We start from the raw sequence: 16,726 nt of genomic DNA, 5'->3' as shown, positions 1-16,726 counted from the left end.
AATCAAGTGAGGTGCTTTTTTTGAAAAAAGTAACGACGTTCTTTTTAAAGTTAGCTGTTATTCTTATCGGAATCCCCGTTCTTGCATTTTGTATATTTTTGGCTCCTAAAATCGGAGTTTTTGCTGGAAACTTGTATCCAGAAATTGCTTTTCTAAAATCCCTCGTTTTAATTTTGTTGTATGGAGCGGCAGTGCCTTTTTACTTTGCTCTCTATCAGGCTTTTAACCTTCTGCGCTACATTGACGAGAACACAGCCTTCTCGGATTTATCTGTAAAGGCGTTAAAGAACATAAAGTGTTGTGCAATAACAATAAGTGGTTGGTACGTATTAGGTATGCCACTCTTTCATTTTATAGGGGAGAAAGTTGACCCTCCTATCGGGTTTGTGGGACTCATCATTATTTTTGGTTCGTTGGTTATCGCCGTTTTTGCAACTGTTCTCCAAAGACTTTTACAAGAAGCGATTCATATAAAATCAGAAAATGATATGACGGTCTGAGGTGGAGGATATGGCAATTATTATTAATATTGATGTGATGTTAGCAAAACGAAAAATGAGTGTAACGGAGCTTTCAGAAAGGGTTGGAATTACTATGGCCAATCTTTCCATTCTGAAGAATGGAAAAGCAAAAGCGGTTCGTTTTTCAACATTAGAAGCGATATGTAAGACTTTGGATTGTCAGCCAGGCGATATTTTGGAGTACAAAAGCGAAAAGGACTCTCAATAAGAATATACAACAATTTTTTTTACTAACAGGACACGTTAGTTAAATGGAACAGCGACAGTCTAAGACTTTATTTTCTCATCCTTAGCTGTCGCTGTTTCGATTTCTAAGATCAGTCTAAAACTTATTTTATGGAGTCTGGTGGTATGACAATGCGAAAAGGCGAATGGAATAAAGATACTTAGTATAATACTTTATTTTCTACTGACAGCAACATTCTAATGAAACCTCACTACGGAGCGGGAAAGTAGAGCTACGGGCAGAGTGTGATGTCGGTGATGGTGTTATAGATTGAACGGACTTTCAGCTCGGCACCGGCATGTGTTTTCAGAGAAGGAGAGGGCGTTAACCGAAGCATTAAACTTAATTTAAATCACTGGTCGATATAGAGCGGAGCGGGTTAAAATGACCTACGTGAGATTTGGTGTTCAGGCATTATCATTTCGAGGCGAATTTTGATCATAGAACGATTTTTATACAAATCTTCAAGGAGAACTGGTCTAGTAATTAACGCTGCTGATCGTTCTTTAGAAAGGATAGAAATGAAACCATTTATTTGGCCTACTATCAAAAAGAGCCTTATAAGCAGATGATAGACTGGAGATATCTATGATAGACGCTTCTCAGAAAGTGCAACTAACGCCTTGTCGTTTTCAATCTGGTTTAACCTTGATACAAGGCGATGTCATTTCTGTGACCGCAACAGACTTAAAGACCTTGATGATATACTTGCAAACATTAAAACAATAACATTTTGAGAAAGGATGTTTAGATAGGAGTTATATGGTCGTCCAAGGATAGGTAAGAGTAGCGCAATACAATTTGTACTACGCTATATCCCTTCAAAACTAGGTGCGCCCATTCCTATCTTCCGTTTTTGTCAAGAAAATAAGGACATTACCGTATAGCATTGTTCAATAAGACGTTTTGGGATTAACACAAAGCTTCAACATTTTAAAAGAAATAAAAAAGACGGTCGTTAAATAACGACCGTCTTGACTTGTAAGTATAAGTTTTATAAGTATACATGTAACACAGGCGACTTGCGGGAAGCGGTGAAGTTCGCAGAATCGCCCTTATTTGTAGTTACACCGTAAGGGTTCTGTAATACAGCCAGCTCATGCAATTTCACAAAACCCGCATTTATACGATGCGATTACGATAAGGGGAGAGACATTCGATCCTCACCGTTAATAATGTAGATAAACGAGATACAAAATCTATACGTTTCCTTGAAAGAGTTTGTCTTGATATAAAGCTAGTTGTACACACTGTATACGAGTAAGAATCAAAAAAAAGCAGGGATCCCTCCTTTTTGTAAGTTAGATTGGATTGATGTTCGAGATGGCGACAGGATAGGGAACGTGACATATGTTCTGCGGGGTATGTACCCCTTGGATCTTATGATCATTGGGCGATGTGTACTTTTTATGAACCTAACCAAAAACCTCCCCGGTCATTTACCGAGAAGGTTCCAGTTAAATTTATGTTATTTGGAAGATGCAGGTTTGGTTTTGACGTGCTCTCCAATCTCTACCTTTACATCTTCGATCTTGTTTTTACCATTGAGCAGCTTACTTGGCTTACCCTTTAGGAAATAGTCAAAGAAATCCAATGAATATGCATTAATACTGCTGTGAGTACGATACAGGGCCTGTAATCTGGCAGCATCATTCGGTGCAGATGGATAGGTAATTAACGGAGTGTCTGAAAATGTACTATGGTCTGCATGACGGAATGATACGGAATAACTAGAGCGTACTGCCTGCTTATAGCGAGAAATCACATGTTTCAACATCTCGGTCATCTTCTTTTCATCCAATCCTTGTGCTTGTGCAGCCTGCTTAGGATCAATACTTTCTAAATTTTTCAATCCATCGTAGCCAGCATTCATCAGCATAAATGGACCTGGTATTCCGGTCTCAGGAATCAATTTGCCAAAGAAACCGCCGTCCATATTGATGCCAGCTTTTACACGTTCATCCTGCAGCATCACTTGAGCAGCTGTAGCACCGCCGAATGAATGACCGAGCATTCCAACTCGACTCAGATCAGCCTGCTTCCAAATATGATAGCTTTTTTTCTCTGAAAGTTGTTCTAGGTGATCTAATACAAATTGAATATCTTTCACCCATACTTTGGTGATTAATCGATCTAAGTAAGAGGTACTGTCTCCATTAGCGCCGTTGAAATTGACAACTTTTCCGTTAGGAAATGTGGTTACTAACGAATTATACGTATGCTGAACACTTACAACGATGTAGCCTTGGCTTGCTAGTGGCTCTGCAATAAATCGATATGTATCATTAAGCATCCCCAAGCCGTGTGATAAGATGAGTACCGGATATTTTTGGTTCGATTCAGCAATAGGTGCCTTGATCAAAGAATGCGTAGTAGATGAGAGCAAGGGTAAAAATTGAGCAGCAGGTATTTTAGAGTAGCCTTCATATGCTTTTGCCAATGATGTTGGATCCGTTGCATAAGGTTCGCGCTTATGAGAGGCGCTTGATGCGTTAGTAGGATACCAGACTTGAATCATCAGCTCACGATGATCCGACTTGTTTGCCGTAAATGTTTCCGGACGAGATTTGTCTACCCAATGAAAACGTTCTGTCCCCACTTTATATGGGCCTTTAAGGGCAGGGAATGTTACAGCTGTCTGCTTAGACGAAGTCGTCGGATCCTTAGATTGTTGGGTAGCAACTGCTGATTGTTGCTCTTGCTGGGAAGGGCTGCTTCCAAACGCGTTTATTACGCTATTCCCGATAAACAATAAACACAGCATAATTGCCACCAAAAATTTACGTTTCCCGATAAGCTTTACTTCCATAATGCAACTCTCCATTTCAACAATAGGTTTGTGTGAGCGAATACTTGCTTCCAATGTATTAGACTCTACTACAGCAAATTCCCCTTCATTGGCAGGTAAATGTGCAGGAAGTCGAGGTGGTTCTAATCCTAGCAAGTGTCTTATGAAGTCGTCCCATTTCCTGCGGATAAAATACGTTTCTTCCGGAACCCCATGCCCGACATTAGCCATAATCAGCAGATCAAAATCTATGTCCGCTTTGATCAGTGCATCTGCTAATCGTAACGTCTGGCGACATGGACATTACATACTGGGGGGAGCGTTATACGGGTTTGCGCATTATCGGATCTATACCGACATTGACAGTCAGCTAGTTAGAAATAGAGGGGAGCATGGAGCGGGTCTAGGGCTATCGACCGTGCGTTGGATCGTCGATCAACATCAAGGTTGTTACAAGATTCTAAATGTAGTAATAGAAGAACGAGAGATGTTAAGTGTAGACCATTCATTCCTCAAAACGTGGCAATGATGATTTATAGTGATCCAGACAATCAGAGACTTCAAGAAGAAGCAAAATATGTTGAACGCTATGTGCGTCGACATATGTAGGGCAATTGAAGTAGCAGCAAGAATAAAGGATGGTCTTCAATGTTCTGAAGTCCATTCTTTATTGCATGTAGGGGAAAATGGGAAGCTAATCGGAAAACCATACAAGATCTTGTTTTCCGACAAAACACCGAATCCACAAAAATGATGGTGGATACATACACACACGAGGAAAAGGAGAGTCTATACATATCATTGCATTTCATTGATTTTCATACATATGTACAAAATACGGGTTTTGTGAAACAGTACTATAGTTTTAAAAGCAGTCTCTCCAAATTGGCCTCAATCAGTGTCAAAACACATATTTCTAATATATGTCTTTTTTCCTTGTGTCAAGATTAACGCCGTAGATTAACCTTTAATGCTACGCACATTTCAAAAGTAAAATACCCCCGAGGTATTATTTCTCGGGGGTTCAAGTTGCTGATTTTGATTTGCTCAAGACAATTCCTATTCTTGTTTTTACATTGGCGAAGTCGATGTCAACTCTACGTTTGCATCATCTAGACTAACTACAGTTCCACCGATTGCTTCTTCATAAATACCAACTTGACTTCCTGAAGATGCATATTTCTTGTAAATTAACTTACCATTTGAATTTACACCAACAGCATAATTTGTAAGGTAGGCCGTTGTCTTTGGAGCTACTGTAACCCCTACTCCATAAGAAGTTCCTTTAATCCATTTTCTCGTAGAGTCTACTTGTACAGATGTCGAGGCTTCAATCCCAGCTAAAAAACCTGCTTTTACTTCAGCTTTTGCACTAATAGCTGATGAAACATTCCATGTAGTCTCTGTGGTTGTTTGCTGAGTATATGAAAGTGTAGCAGATGTACTCAGCGCATTATTAACTCTTATCGTGCCGGTGGATTTGTAGTTCCAATCCTTAGAGTTTCTACTAGCGTCATATCTATCAAAAGCATATTTATATCCATCATTCGGTGGAGCCATTGTTGTAACTCTTTGACTCAGGGGGACAACTTCTGTACGATTTCCATCCATATCAATTTCCCATGCCTTTGGTTCTGGCGCTTGATAATGGGATTCTTTTGCCTTAGCTTTTTCCAGCACGTCCTCTGGAATATCACTATCACTAGCTTGTGCAAAAACCATTTGTGATGAAAGCAAAAAAGTTAAACTCAAAACTCCAACAGCCAGTTTTCTGAAATGAAACATAGATTAATCCCTCCTTTTATTACATTGTATACCAAATTATGGGTGATATCAATCCCATAATTTGGTATAGTCAATCTCTTTAATATTTGGATGTTATATTTTGAATATTACGGATTGTTTCCTTTGTAATATCGATGTCTTTTTTAGTTTCAGAAATCTGATAGATAATAAAAACAATATTTTTGTAACTAAATGTAACAATATCACTCATTTCCGAAAGTTTTTCATTAATATTAGATAAACCTGTGAGCATAGACCAATCAATTATATCTTCACCTATATAGTTTTGTGTATAAGCTATTCTTATAGAAATTTGCGTTGATTGATTTTTATTTTCAAAAATTAGGAGTTCTTGCGTTGTTTTTGGTTCTCCAGTATCCAGTTCACCATTTAGAGTTAAATACTGTCTTTTATTATACGTCAAGTCTTTATCTACGATCGTGAGATCACTCGTAAAGGTGCCAGTTTTCAATTCAAAATTACTAATTTTTAAATTACTTTTTAATGCCTCAAACAATGTTTGATACTCAGCGTAAGATAATATTTTTTTAGTATTTTCAATAGTTGTGTCTCCAATTTTAGTTCGGCTCTCTGCTATTTTGCTATCAGAGTTACTACAGCCAACTAAAAAAATACAGACTGTAGATAGAATTATTAGCATTTTATAATTTCTCATCACTAACCCACCTTCAATCTATAATTCGGCTACACTTATCGTTATTACCAACTACTTCTTGTTATATACTAACAGTATTTCCCTATATTTGAAAGTGTTTTTTCTATCCCTAACTATTATTACGAAAAAAAATAAAAACACCTGAGAGACCCTACAAAAGCCCACTTTTGCTCATGTTGTGTTTAAGTAGACATATTTTATCCTAAAAAAATCTTCAGTTCTTCTAACAGATACGACTTTTTTGCAGTAGTCTCCAAGAGGTGTTCATAGTTTTTGAACCTTATCATGCATAGTTATATTTTAAGTAGATATTTCATTTAATTGTTCATTATTATTGTTTAAACTTATTACTACACGCTGATCACAGAATTATTTTTGGATTGTTCCTTGCTAATCATTTTCATTCGATACTTTGTACATATTGATTCTTCTAATTTACATGCTCGTATCAGCGTCGAATCTGTATATTGCATTTCTCGATTTATAGATGTTATCAGATATTACGAGCACCAAATAAGATCGTATCATTGATCGCTTCTGATCCATAATCCTAATTTGATGATGCAATTAACAACCGACTTCAATTACTTACATAATCACTAATGTTATGTGAATTTTTTCTCATTCCCAAGCAGATGCATTCATTATTAATTTCGTCATCTAGTGTCGTTTCTAAATGCCTGCCAACACATGATATAAGGCAATTTCGTCGTTCTCCATCAACGATTCTATACGAACTTCTATTTGCTCATTCTTGACACATGAAAGTTCGTTTATGTTACATGTACCTGCCTCATTTGACGGTTTTTTTCAAATGAAATGGCATTTAGCATCTCGTGAGGCTCCATCCTTAAGTAATTCAAAAAAAAGAACTCGGTAATTTTATACCGAGTACAGTCCCCTTTTTGTATTGAAAAATCGAACCTTAACTAACTTAATTCTAATAGAGCTGCCAACCGTTCCAAATTCGTACATAGACTATGCAACAACTGATCGGCCGCTTCTTTATTGGCTTTCTTGACAGATATATCAAGGACAATCCGCTCATTCAGTATGCCGTAGTACAGACCAAAACCTTCGCTATTTACTGGCGCGAAAGTAAATGATTCCATAATCTCATAAGGTATGCTTGTCGTTGATATAAAGTCTGCAGTCAAAGCTTTCATCCCTTGCGACTGAAAGAAATAGTCGGATTGGCTTGGGGAGGCCTGCGTCAATTGGCTTATTCTCTTTAAGCCGAACAAATGACGCTCAATCCCAGCTCCGCGCTGGCAGGCTTTGATCCGCTCAGTATGCGCCGCTGCCGCGCGCTTAAAGCTGTCTACCAGTTGCTGCCGGCGTGATTGCCAATCCTTATCTACGCCTAGCTTACATTCATGCATATAACTTTCTACAAATTGCTTCTTTTCGTTGCTAATGGAACGGGCACATTCGGTTCTCCCTTGATAGTAATGGCGCATAGCGACCGGTTCATATACGCTTTGCAATTGCCCTGTCGACTCGTATTGGGCTAATGCTAAGGCAATATGGAAGAAGGCATCAGGACTTACTTGGCCACGCTTCATCAGAGACTTACCGAAACGATCAAAACTAACGTGGGCAAAATAATGATTATCGTACTCCGCTTGAGCCTGTTCACTGCATTGCACCAATAACGACTGCACGCGTTCATCTAGCTGCCAGCACAGCGCTGTAACTAACTCACTGCTACACTCTTGATGAGAAATCGATTCTTCTTGCTGGGTACCATCTTGTTGTGTAAACAGTTGATTTACCACATTCAGGACTGGCACACCGTCAATCGATGAATGCTCAAAATTAAAACGGATTGCACCGTTAGCATCGATAAGCATCTGCATCGTCTTCGCAAACCACTGATTTTTCCAACCTAATAACGCACAGTGCAACTGTTCCGCTGTGCTGTCAACTGCATCGTCTGAAAAACCGATCGCAAATATCGCATCATGAATCGTACGCAAATGCTGAGCATTCACAGGATGTTGCTGCAACTGTTCATACACATCCGCCGACAGTTCACGCTTGGCCGCCGCTACACTTTCGACAGAAACAGTCTCCTCGGGAACATTGTGCGTTAAGATATAGCGCAAGTTACCCTCTAATTGCGCCGCTGGAATAACGGCACCTTGCTCATCCGTTACCATTAATTTGTAGAAGTGTGAGTTGCGGATAACAACGACGAAGTTATTTTCCACTGTATCTGCACCTACATAAAACTCATCTTCCCCATGAGCTGGCAAGCGGCAGCTCTTGAAAATATTTCGATAGTAGCTCATATCCACAGCTGCACCTTTAGCCGTCTCCTCCATTGGATAACGACCTGAAATTAGCTGTAAATAGATGCTTACCGCCCGTTCAATCAACAACGCCGCCTTATGAGCTCTGTCTCCCATATGAGCGTGATAATCCGGATGGATCGTTAATGCAATATTCGTCTCGCTTTGTAAGTTGCCTCTTGTCATTAAGTAGCTCTGCAGCCACCACGGAGCGAGCCAACTGTCTTCTCCAGCTTCTGCATGCTGCTCTAACTGTTGCTGCAACAGCGGTCCCTCATCTTGCTGAAAACGCAGCACAATATGCTTAAACTCATTTAATTGTTCTACGGTCAGTAGCGGTTCCGCCCACTCCAGCAAAGTCGTTAGTGTGTCTGGCAACATTGGAACGGGCAATTTTTTTAGAAGAGGTCGTAATTGTGTTGTGTACTTGTTCGTGTTGTTCATAACGATCTCCTCTTATCTCATGTCTCATGTTTAGGTTCGAGCGCTAGCTTAACCATCCAACCGAGCACAGCTAAAAAGGCAACCGTTATCACAAATAACCCAATATTACCCAATAGCGTGCCCTCTGCCAATGTTTGGTCTACTCCATATTCAGGCAACGGTAAAGGAACTTTCGTAGTCTCCATCTTAAGTTAACTCCTTTCCTAACCTCTGTTCAGATTCCTTTTGCAGCTTATGCTGATGATCTACATATCCTTCACGCCTCGCGTCATGGCGCAATTGTCGAATCAACCCGGAAATCGCCAAGAAGAACACAAACATGTACGGAATACCTAAGAAAACTGCAATCGCCCGCACTCCATTCAGTGTCCCTGTAGCTACGTTGGCGAAGGCAACCATCGTGGTTATGACCGACCAGATCAAGGTGCGCACTACTGGCGCGTTTTCTGGTCCATTGCTTGTAATTATACTCAGTGAGATCATCGAACTTGTCGCAGTCGTTGACAGGAACACAAGAATCAACACGATAAACACAATCCCAGTGAGTGTGAACAACGGCAGCTTCTGCAAGACCATAATGAATGATAAATAGACGTCGTCAGGATGATCTTGAATATATTGAATAATTGAGCCATCGCCAACAATCGCATTGAGGAAGCCTGTGCCACCAAATACGCTGAACCATACAATGAGGAACATCACTGGCGCTAATACGCCCCCAACAATAATTTGCCGAATCGTACGTCCTTTAGAGATGCGGGCAATAAATATACCGAGGAACGGTGTCCACGAAATCCACCAAATCAAAGTCGTATTCGGCCAATCGAAGAACCACCCTTTATTTAGAAACGGCAAGGTCTCAAGACTAGTCGGCACGACGCCAAGAAACGTATTTTTGAACGTTTGTGCAATAAAGTTCATTAGAAACGGTGAGTTTCCTAATGCAAATACGTAAACCAATATGGCGACCGCAACAACAACGTTAATATCACCCAAAATTTTCATGCCTTTGCCGATTGGCAATACGGCAGCCAACGTATAGATTGCGAAAATCGCCAATAAAATGAATACTGAATAGCCTAAGCCTTCATTGTTATAGCCAAAAACGGAGGAAACCGCATTTTTAACTTGGAATACACCAAGACCAATCGAGGCTGCCATCGTCAGTGCGGATGCACCGGCTGCCAAAATATTGGTGATGTTAGCTAGTGGCTTGCCCCACTTTTTATCCGAAAACCCTTCCGCAATCGGAGTCCCTGGCAAAAACTTAGCCCCACGTGAATAAGCAAAATAGCCAATCACTAATCCCGATATCGTATAGATCGACCATGCTGGCAAACCCCAAATAAACATCGTATATTTCATCGCGTTTTCAGCAGCGGCCACCGCATCTGCCCCAGATCTAATGCCACCGGCTGATTGCAAATAGTGAACAAGCGGCTCTGCGACACCAAAGTTTACTAGACCTACTCCAATTCCCGCAGTGAACAACATTCCTAGCCATGAAAAAGTGCTAAATTCCGGCTTTTCATCTTTCTTACCTAGCTTGACATTGCCAAACTTGCTAAAGGCAAGCACTAAGCAAATTCCGATAATAATAAGTGGAATCATCATCGTAAACCAGCTAAAGGTTCCGTGATACTGATATACCCATCCCCATAACGTGTTCGTCAGATTTTCGGGATTAACGACCGCCCATACAGAAAAGATGCCTGTGAATACAATTGCCGACCAGAATGTTAATGAACTTTTTCCGCCACTTGTCATGGAGGATAGAGGAGGTCCTTTTTCAGCCATAATGTGAAATCTCCATTCTTATGTTGTATTAAGTTCTTCCAAAACATAATATTTCCGTCTCACAGTCCATAAATTCATCAGTCTCAGTTATTGATAATTATTCAAGGCTGTTAGGGCTGTTTCTTGTAGTGAACGTCGAAATTGCAAACTAAAGCAGTTGAAAAATACACATAATTTAAACTGGAATGGAAACCATATGATCGATGAAGGAGGTTGATTATGGAAAACAAGTGTGGTTTGCATTCTCCGCAACAATCTGACGTTAACCGTCAATTTCAACTTCTGTCCACTAAGATTAAAAGCATGCTGGAATCCATGGATCAAGAAGATATCGACATTTTAAAAAATCTTAAGTTGCTTTCTAACGTATGTTCCGATACGGGGAAATTGGTTTCCGCCTATCACTTGAATCGACTTCTTCTTCCCTATACAAGTCAATGCACGGAAATTTTCAAAGCCATCAAGCTGCTAAGCGAGCAACGTAAAGGTGCCCTTATTATTGTTGAAAGAGAAGATAAAATACAAGATTGGATCACCGTAGGAACTCCTCTATCTGCAAAAATCTCAAGTACGCTGTTAGTCTCCATTTTTCATACAGGGAGTCCATTGCATGACGGCGCTGTGTTAATTCAGAATGATACAATCGTTTCAGCAGCAAATGTGCTTCCGCTGACCCGGAAACAGTACAAAAGTAAGCTTGGTACCCGACACCGCGCAGCAATTGGTTTATCCGAAAATACAGATGCCCTAACCTTCATCGTTTCCGAGGAAACGGGGGCAAAATCATTCACGTTTAACGGCTCACTATATGGATTCGAAATCCCTGACGAGCAAACTTAATCCTCTCTAGGAGTGCAATATTGAATATGAATAAAAACAAAATGAATGATGATTTCTCGCAGCTCCGAATCGAAATCAACGAAAAGCTAACCGAAATCGAAAAAAAGGTAAATCAAAATATAGCCACTCTAAGTCATAATGATATTCGCATCATTGATATTGTCCAAAAATTGTCTAGAAAACTGCTCGAATTGGAAACGACTGCATCAACTTACTTACTTAATCGTTTGTTGTCCAAGTATACGAAATGCAGTACTGAATTATCTCTTGCCATTCACAAACTTAGCCGAAAACGTCAAGGAGCTCTGATTGTAATAGAGGCTGGCGATCCTGTTGCGCCTTTTTTACAAGGAGGAATACCCATTAATGCTGTAATTACGAGTCAATTATTAGAATCCATATTTCAACCTGATAGTTTGCTTCAAGAAGGAGCTGTCCTCATTCAATCTGATTTGCTTGTTTCCGCATCCAACACCTTGCCTTTAACCGAACAAATATTTTGGGATCGAGCAGCTGATATTCGGGAATTATCTGCAATAGGCTTGTCTGAAAAGTGCGATGCATTGATTATATTAATCACGGACGGTGGAACAACCTACTTCTCATTGGAAGGCAATCTCTTTCCTTTTTCAGCATCCTGAAAAACAAAAAAAGCAAGCAAACTAGCTGTTGCCTGCTACTATCCATTTTGCTACGTTTACTGTACGCTTAGCTTGATATTTAACCGCTGCCTGAACGTCCTCTACCATTTTTCCATTTTGGACGGTTACGCTTGTTCCGTAAGGGTTTCCCCCGGCTTTAAAAAGTGAGGCATCGGTATAACCTGGGGAAACCACAATGGCGCCCCAATGATACATCGCGGTATAGATACCTAAAATGGTTTGCTCTTGCCCACCATGAGCATTTTGCGCTGAAGACATCGCGCTAACCACCTTATTTGTGAGCTTACCATGGAACCATAGCTTACCGGTTGCATCTAAAAATTGTTTCATTTGTCCGGGCATAGTGCCGTAACGCGTCGGTACGCTAAAAATAATGGCATCTGCCCATTCAAGATCATCAAGTTTCACTATGGGAACATCCTTTACACGGTCAACATGTTCTTTCCATGCGGGATTTTCTTGTATTGTTTCTTCAGAAGCCAATTCTGGGACTCTTAAAACTCTCACTTCCGCCCCCTGCTCCATTCCGCCTTCTGCAGCCCATTGAGCCAAACGATAATTTGTTCCTGTCATGCTGTAAAAGATAATTGCCAGTTTAACCGGATACATCCCTCTATCTCCTATTCTTCATTCGAAATCTTCTTCATTCGGAATCATTACTTAACTAAAAAAACAAACATAATATAAGTTTCACCTACTTCTTCCTGTTTCATACTCTCCTTACGTACTAGTACGTACGATATGATCGGCTGTTCGTATTGCTAAAGCAACTGTAGAATTCGTCGGATTCGCTGCAGCAAGAATGGGTATTACGCTGTTATCAGCAACATAGAGACCGGGAACTCCATGAATTTCTCCAATACGATTCGTTGCCGAGGTAGCTGGGTCAGTTCCCATTCGACACGTGCAAGATTCATGAACATCGCTTCCTGGCGGTAATAAGGCAGGCTCCCCATCTAAAGTTACTCCCATTGCATTCGCCGATCGAATAATGCCATCACGCATTTGATGGATTACCGTATAATCCTTGTTGCTATATGAAAAATGAACTTGGTTCAAAGGCACACCGTATTCGTCTCGAAGAGTAGGGTCTAAATAAACTCGATTCTCTGGCCTTGACTCGACTAAACCGAAAGCAGCATATACGACACTCACCTGATCGGGGAGCACTTTTTCCTCAAATTGCTGGTATGAAAAAAATTGATTGGGACCTAAGATTTGTATTTGATACGGAGATTCTCTTGTTTCACGCTTTAATATTGCCAGGTTGCCAATATTATCAGGGAACTGCCTGCGGCTTATTTTACCCGTTCCCAATACAAATGAATGGTTGGTTAAATAACGTCCGATTGCCGCTCCTTGTATGCCCGAATTGAGCAAAATGCGCGGCGTTTCCAACGTACTTGCAGATATAACAACGTTTTTTGCTCGAATGGTATGCGTTCTTTTATCTGGGGACATTACATGAACGCCTGATGCTTTTCCATTTTCGAGGAGTACACGGGTCGTATAGGCATTCACTGCAAGATCATAAGGTTTGTTATTTAGGGCATATGCAAGAAAATGAATGGAACTAAACCATGCATTCGAATGAATTTCCCCCATTCGCGGGCCTGTCATATCAATGGCAAGCGGCATATCAGTTGCTTCTAGTACACCTCCTGCAAGAAGCCGATTCATGAGAATCCTTTGCATGGTAGAACCATCGGCATAAGATGTAGTGCAATGCAATACACGCTCGGCAATCCTAAAATATACATCCAATTCAACTGGATGAACAGGCCAGGATTGGAGTTGAAACTCTGCAGGACGAGGACAAGCAGCATTCCAAAACAATGTCCTCCCGCCAAGGGCAAACGTTAATCTGGCACCCGAAAATTCCGGAAGTCGCTCCCCAATAGGAGTAGAATTATCGGGCCATAACTGATCACGCATGCGGTCGACATTCATGGTAGGGATATTCAATGCATGCGAATGAAATAATTTATCCCCTTTTTCAAGAATGCCAATTCTCTTTGCCCCTTGGTTTTTCCATAATTCACATAATCTATATAGCATTGCTCCTCCACCTGCGCCACTCCCGACGATAAGAACGTCATATTCCGAATTGGCCATTTCCTCGAGCGGTTTGGTTGGTATCCAATTATTAGGGTATCTCCACATATGAATCATCCTCTCAATCTTAGGATTCCAATCCATTTTATTACCCGCTTCTTGTCTCATATTCCACATTCATTATAGTATTCTGCTTCCTTACCTCTTAATATCTTGATTTCGAGATAATTTGTGTTATACTAACTTTTATAAAGCAGCTTATTATTAATAATTGACAGGAAGGGAGAGCAGTTATTCAATACAAAGGTCTTCTAAATTGAAAATGAGTTTATGGGAAACAATAAAAATAAATGCAAAAGGAGCAATTATCATGAAGAAACATACAACAGGTATCCATCACATCACGGCATTTGCTAGAAATGCGCAGGAAAACATCGATTTTTATGCAGGGATACTAGGTATTCGTCTTGTAAAAAAGACTGTCAATTTCGATGCGCCTGAGGTATATCATTTTTATTTCGGCAATGAAAACGGAAGTCCCGGGACGATTATGACATTTTTCCCTTGGGAAACCGGACGGAAAGGCCGCATCGGCGGTGGACAAGTAGGAGTGACTACGTTTGTCGTGCCTGCGGGCTCAATGGACTTCTGGGAAACGCGATTACAACATTTCGGTGTGCAAATTACCCGAGAAGAAAGATTCGGTGAACAATTCTTGCAATTCTCGGATCATGACGGGCTGCAGCTCGAAATCGTGGCGCGAGAGGATGGCCCGAATAGCAAATGGTCTTTTGGAGGAATACCGGTAGACAAGGCCATTAAAGGTTTCGGAGGAGCCGTATTGTATAGTACTCATCCGAAGGCAACCTCTGAATTGCTTGAGAACGTAATGGGACTCGAAATGATTGGACAAGAAGGAGACTGGATGCGTTTCAAAGGAAGCGCCGATCTGGGGAATGTGATTGATATTAATATTGCACCAATGGAACGCGGGTCGGGAGGATACGGTACCGTGCACCATATCGCATGGCGCGCCAAAGACTTTGAGGATCATGAGGAATGGAGAGAGCATATCGGACAATCCGGATATCACCCAACTCCGATCGTCGATCGACAATATTTCAATGCGATTTATTTCCGTGAGCAGGGAGAAATCTTATTCGAAATTGCTACTGATCCTCCAGGATTCACCCGGGACGAAGCATTTGAAGAGCTTGGTAAGGAATTGAAGCTTCCTGCACAATATGAACCGCATCGGGCGCAAATCGAGAAGCTTCTGCCGCCTATCCAGGTACGTGAATTGGAGGGTAAATAAATCATGCAGCATATTTTCCAAAAAGGCACGGATCCTTCAAAGCCTACGCTTGTCTTGCTCCACGGAACTGGCGGAACTGAGCATGATTTGCTTCCGATAGCGCAAATCGTATCGCCGGAGTCATCCGTGCTAAGCGTTAGAGGGAACGTACTAGAGCACGGCATGCCGCGCTTTTTCCGCAGATTAAGCGAGGGAGTCTTTGATGAAGAGGATCTTATCTTTAGGACCAATGAGCTGAATGAATTTCTGAATGAAGCGGCAACCAAGTATGAGCTTGATCGCAGCAACTTCATTGCGGTTGGTTACTCCAATGGAGCCAATATTGCCGGAAGCCTCTTATTTCACCACAAAGGTTCTCTAAGAGGAGCAATATTGCATCACCCTATGGTTCCGCGTCGCGGGCTGAAACTGCCCGACCTAGCCGGTTCGCCTGTATTTATCGGTGCAGGAACGAACGATCCGATTTGCGCACCGCAAGAGACTGAAGAACTGCAGTCGCTGTTAACCCAAGCGGGTGCACGTGTTACCGTCCATTGGGAGCAGCATGGCCATCAATTAACACATTCCGAGGTTCATGCAGCCGCATCTTGGTTACAAAGCCATATCAATCAGGGGTGAGCCCATGCTAACCATTTATCCGGAGGAACAAACCGAGCGGGATAATTATAAACTGCTCATCGGCAGTATCCTCCCGAGACCAATCGCGTTCATTACAACATTGTCAGCTGAAGGCGTATTAAATGCCGCACCTTATAGCTATTTCAATATCGTCTCTGCCGATCCGCCCATGGTCTCTGTATCCGTTCAAAGGAAAAAGGGCGTGCGCAAAGATACTTCAAAAAATATCATGGAAACAGGTTCGTTTGTTGTTCATATATCGGATGAGGATTATATCGAGGCAATCAATATGACGGCGGCTAATCTTCCGCCCGATGAAAGCGAAGTGGAGTTAGCTCATATTACTTCTATCCCGAGCGCCAAGATTAAGGTTCCGGGGATTGCTGAAGCCAAAATCCGCATGGAGTGTACGTTAAAGCAATCACTTTCTCTCGGTGGCACTCCTTCGTCTCCAGCATGCGATCTAATTATCGGGGAAATCGTATGCTTTCACATTGCGGATGAATTGTATGAGAGAGGTCGAATCGATGCGCAGCAATTAAAGCCTGTTAGCCGACTAGCTGGCAACAACTATTCCAAGTTAGGTGAAATCTTTTCGATTGATCGACCTGATTAATTCCCTTTTCTCAACATGTAAAACCAAAAGAATCCCTCAGACATATCGCTGCTACGCTGACTGTTCATTTTCATCGGCATAGCGGCGAT

The 16,726-nt window shown here is 41.3% G+C and carries 15 protein-coding genes; 7 read left to right on the top strand and 8 right to left on the bottom strand.

Features of this window, described 5'->3' with window-relative positions:
• The first annotated feature begins 20 nt into the window (after positions 1–20).
• Both NO352_RS10335 and NO352_RS10330 read left to right on the top strand, forming a co-directional pair.
• On the top strand, positions 21–500 hold the full coding sequence (locus NO352_RS10335; RefSeq protein ID WP_289355565.1) for a DUF2975 domain-containing protein: 480 nt from the start codon (positions 21–23) through the stop codon (positions 498–500).
• Between the two features lie 10 nt (positions 501–510).
• Positions 511–729 (top strand): helix-turn-helix domain-containing protein, encoded by a 219-nt coding sequence (locus tag NO352_RS10330; RefSeq protein ID WP_268620627.1) that lies wholly within the window; start codon positions 511–513, stop codon positions 727–729.
• Between the two features lie 1,486 nt (positions 730–2,215).
• Here NO352_RS10330 and NO352_RS10325 read toward each other — a convergent pair.
• From NO352_RS10325 to NO352_RS10300, 6 genes are all read right to left on the bottom strand, one after another.
• A complete protein-coding gene (locus tag NO352_RS10325) occupies positions 2,216–3,556 on the bottom strand; it encodes an alpha/beta hydrolase family protein (protein WP_289355564.1) in 1,341 nt (446 codons plus the stop codon).
• Positions 3,557–4,606: 1,050 nt separating this feature from the next.
• On the bottom strand, positions 4,607–5,320 hold the full coding sequence (locus NO352_RS10320) for a hypothetical protein (RefSeq protein WP_289355563.1): 714 nt from the start codon (positions 5,318–5,320) through the stop codon (positions 4,607–4,609).
• 79 nt (positions 5,321–5,399) lie between these two features.
• Positions 5,400–5,996, bottom strand: a complete 597-nt coding sequence (locus tag NO352_RS10315; RefSeq protein ID WP_197268200.1) for a hypothetical protein — start codon at positions 5,994–5,996, stop codon at positions 5,400–5,402.
• A 929-nt stretch (positions 5,997–6,925) separates the two neighbouring features.
• Positions 6,926–8,734, bottom strand: coding sequence for a choline/carnitine O-acyltransferase (locus tag NO352_RS10310; RefSeq protein ID WP_289355562.1), 1,809 nt, complete (start codon positions 8,732–8,734; stop codon positions 6,926–6,928).
• Between the two features lie 17 nt (positions 8,735–8,751).
• Entirely contained in the window at positions 8,752–8,919 is a 168-nt protein-coding gene (locus NO352_RS10305; protein ID WP_005550097.1) for a hypothetical protein, read from the bottom strand.
• A gap of 1 nt (position 8,920) precedes the next feature.
• Positions 8,921–10,531 (bottom strand): BCCT family transporter, encoded by a 1,611-nt coding sequence (locus NO352_RS10300; protein WP_289355561.1) that lies wholly within the window; start codon positions 10,529–10,531, stop codon positions 8,921–8,923.
• Positions 10,532–10,750: 219 nt separating this feature from the next.
• Between NO352_RS10300 and NO352_RS10295 the strand changes: the two genes are divergently transcribed.
• Both NO352_RS10295 and NO352_RS10290 read left to right on the top strand, forming a co-directional pair.
• Entirely contained in the window at positions 10,751–11,371 is a 621-nt protein-coding gene (locus tag NO352_RS10295) for a diadenylate cyclase (protein ID WP_005550095.1), read from the top strand.
• Between the two features lie 26 nt (positions 11,372–11,397).
• Positions 11,398–12,012: a diadenylate cyclase gene (locus NO352_RS10290; RefSeq protein WP_040736526.1), complete on the top strand. Its 615-nt coding sequence runs from the start codon at positions 11,398–11,400 to the stop codon at positions 12,010–12,012.
• Positions 12,013–12,033: 21 nt separating this feature from the next.
• Here the strand turns inward: NO352_RS10290 and wrbA are convergent, their stop codons facing one another.
• Positions 12,034–12,642 (bottom strand): NAD(P)H:quinone oxidoreductase, encoded by a 609-nt coding sequence (gene wrbA / locus NO352_RS10285; protein ID WP_005550092.1) that lies wholly within the window; start codon positions 12,640–12,642, stop codon positions 12,034–12,036.
• Between the two features lie 111 nt (positions 12,643–12,753).
• The gene (locus tag NO352_RS10280; protein WP_005550091.1) at positions 12,754–14,196 is read right to left on the bottom strand and encodes a GMC oxidoreductase; all 1,443 of its coding nucleotides are present in this window, start codon (positions 14,194–14,196) and stop codon (positions 12,754–12,756) included.
• A gap of 262 nt (positions 14,197–14,458) precedes the next feature.
• Between NO352_RS10280 and NO352_RS10275 the strand changes: the two genes are divergently transcribed.
• From NO352_RS10275 to NO352_RS10265, 3 genes are read left to right on the top strand one after another with little or no spacing between them, the layout of a single operon-like run.
• On the top strand, positions 14,459–15,403 hold the full coding sequence (locus NO352_RS10275; RefSeq protein WP_289355560.1) for a ring-cleaving dioxygenase: 945 nt from the start codon (positions 14,459–14,461) through the stop codon (positions 15,401–15,403).
• 3 nt (positions 15,404–15,406) lie between these two features.
• On the top strand, positions 15,407–16,021 hold the full coding sequence (locus tag NO352_RS10270; protein WP_171416823.1) for an alpha/beta hydrolase: 615 nt from the start codon (positions 15,407–15,409) through the stop codon (positions 16,019–16,021).
• A 4-nt stretch (positions 16,022–16,025) separates the two neighbouring features.
• Positions 16,026–16,637 carry a flavin reductase family protein gene (locus NO352_RS10265; RefSeq protein ID WP_289355559.1) on the top strand — a complete coding sequence of 204 codons (612 nt, stop codon included), beginning with the start codon at positions 16,026–16,028 and terminating at the stop codon, positions 16,635–16,637.
• Positions 16,638–16,726 lie beyond the last annotated feature (89 nt).

The organism is Paenibacillus sp. S-12, from assembly GCF_030363895.1.
GTDB classification, from domain to species: domain Bacteria; phylum Bacillota; class Bacilli; order Paenibacillales; family Paenibacillaceae; genus Paenibacillus_B; species Paenibacillus_B alvei.
Note: the sequence above shows the minus strand (reverse complement) of the source record. Positions and strands in the feature narration are given on the sequence as shown.

Bases quoted from the DNA above. Each gene is read 5' to 3' on its own strand.
- NO352_RS10295 (WP_005550095.1), top strand. From the start codon at position 10,751: ATGGAAAACAAGTGTGGTTTGCATTCTCCGCAACAATCTGACGTTAAC.
- NO352_RS10325 (WP_289355564.1), bottom strand. From the start codon at position 3,556: ATGGAAGTAAAGCTTATCGGGAAACGTAAATTTTTGGTGGCAATTATG.
- wrbA (WP_005550092.1), bottom strand. From the start codon at position 12,642: ATGTATCCGGTTAAACTGGCAATTATCTTTTACAGCATGACAGGAACA.
- NO352_RS10330 (WP_268620627.1), top strand. From the start codon at position 511: ATGGCAATTATTATTAATATTGATGTGATGTTAGCAAAACGAAAAATG.
- NO352_RS10300 (WP_289355561.1), bottom strand. From the start codon at position 10,531: ATGGCTGAAAAAGGACCTCCTCTATCCTCCATGACAAGTGGCGGAAAA.
- NO352_RS10265 (WP_289355559.1), top strand. From the start codon at position 16,026: ATGCTAACCATTTATCCGGAGGAACAAACCGAGCGGGATAATTATAAA.
- NO352_RS10275 (WP_289355560.1), top strand. From the start codon at position 14,459: ATGAAGAAACATACAACAGGTATCCATCACATCACGGCATTTGCTAGA.
- NO352_RS10280 (WP_005550091.1), bottom strand. From the start codon at position 14,196: ATGTGGAGATACCCTAATAATTGGATACCAACCAAACCGCTCGAGGAA.
- NO352_RS10310 (WP_289355562.1), bottom strand. From the start codon at position 8,734: ATGAACAACACGAACAAGTACACAACACAATTACGACCTCTTCTAAAA.
- NO352_RS10315 (WP_197268200.1), bottom strand. From the start codon at position 5,996: ATGAGAAATTATAAAATGCTAATAATTCTATCTACAGTCTGTATTTTT.
- NO352_RS10305 (WP_005550097.1), bottom strand. From the start codon at position 8,919: ATGGAGACTACGAAAGTTCCTTTACCGTTGCCTGAATATGGAGTAGAC.
- NO352_RS10270 (WP_171416823.1), top strand. From the start codon at position 15,407: ATGCAGCATATTTTCCAAAAAGGCACGGATCCTTCAAAGCCTACGCTT.
- NO352_RS10320 (WP_289355563.1), bottom strand. From the start codon at position 5,320: ATGTTTCATTTCAGAAAACTGGCTGTTGGAGTTTTGAGTTTAACTTTT.
- NO352_RS10290 (WP_040736526.1), top strand. From the start codon at position 11,398: ATGAATAAAAACAAAATGAATGATGATTTCTCGCAGCTCCGAATCGAA.